Genomic DNA, 1,202 nt, shown 5'->3' with positions numbered 1-1,202 from the left:
ACACAGGAGTGGAAAGTGAAAAAGAGGACCCCGGCGAGTTTTGGCTTGAACCTCCATACCACGAAATCCCCTATACAATCAAAGAGGTTCAAACAAGATGTTTGAGCGTATTGGGGTCCTTTTTCACTTGGAACGGCCGTTTTTGCTTCAATCAAGAATGAATCAACAGTCTCGTTATCCACCTTAACGATGACTTGAACGATAAGCTTATACTGCCTTCATAGCTAATCTTGGTCCGAATATACCAACGGATTCAACTCACTATTAGCTATATCTCCCGCGTCTAAACCAGGCATCCATCTCTGCAAGTCCCTACGGCGAGCGTTGCTGTCGGGCTCAAGTATTCTCGTATTGTCTGCGAAGTAGATGATCGTCATCACCTCGCGCATCTGTTCGGTCGGATTGCCTGGTGCACTGTGAAGCGTCCAGCCGTAATGGAACGTGGCATCTCCCGCTGCCATGCCCCCATAGTTCGCCAACGGGAATCGTTGTCCCTCAATATACTCTTGGAGTGTTCGGTGCGATTCATCGGATATTTCCATCTTATTAATGTAGCCTTTGCGGTGAGAGCCGGAAGCGAAGGTCATAGACCCGACTTCCTCGGGAATATCGACTAATGGCATCCACAGCGTAACGGTGTTGTTCGTATCGAGCGGCCAGTAGATTTGATCCTGGTGCCAAGGGGTATGGCCACCTCCGGCTTCCTTGAATAGAGCCTGATCGTGGTAGATCCGCACGCCGCTTACCCCCATCAGCTCGGCCGCGATCTTAGCGAATCTGCGTGCGACTACGAACCGTTTTACCGTTTCCTTTTGCTCCCATATGTTCGAGATTTGGATGAACGCTTTGCCGTACGTATCTCGTTCTCCTAGCGGTTTCGTTTGGGTATTCATCTCTTTCACCGCTTGAACAATATGCGGACGGTAGGCGTTCACCTCTGCCGAACTAGCCACCCCTCTTAAGATTAGGTGACCGTTTTGTTGAAACTCGTTCTTCTGGCTCTCGTTAATCGGATAATCTTCACGGATCTCGGGTAAGTTTTGAACATTTTCGTTACTCATATCGTATCGTCTCCTTGTATTCGATTAAGGCCTTCTAATGTAAGAATACCAGTCCCCCCGCTCAAAATATTTACACAAAGCAGACGATATATTGGACTTTTCCGTCATCCCGGAATACGTTACAATACTAGTATCAGTCAG

1 protein-coding gene is annotated in these 1,202 nt (G+C 48.2%); it reads right to left on the bottom strand.

The features are described from left to right. Positions 1 to 224: 224 nt before the first annotated feature. A complete protein-coding gene (locus tag AC1DWB_RS35620; RefSeq protein ID WP_477545784.1) occupies positions 225 to 1,061 on the bottom strand; it encodes a phytanoyl-CoA dioxygenase family protein in 837 nt (278 codons plus the stop codon). Positions 1,062 to 1,202 lie beyond the last annotated feature (141 nt).

It is taken from the genome of Paenibacillus sp. P4_E11, assembly GCF_056401635.1.
Note: the sequence above shows the minus strand (reverse complement) of the source record. Positions and strands in the feature narration are given on the sequence as shown.

Bases quoted from the DNA above. Each gene is read 5' to 3' on its own strand.
- AC1DWB_RS35620 (WP_477545784.1), bottom strand. From the start codon at position 1,061: ATGAGTAACGAAAATGTTCAAAACTTACCCGAGATCCGTGAAGATTAT.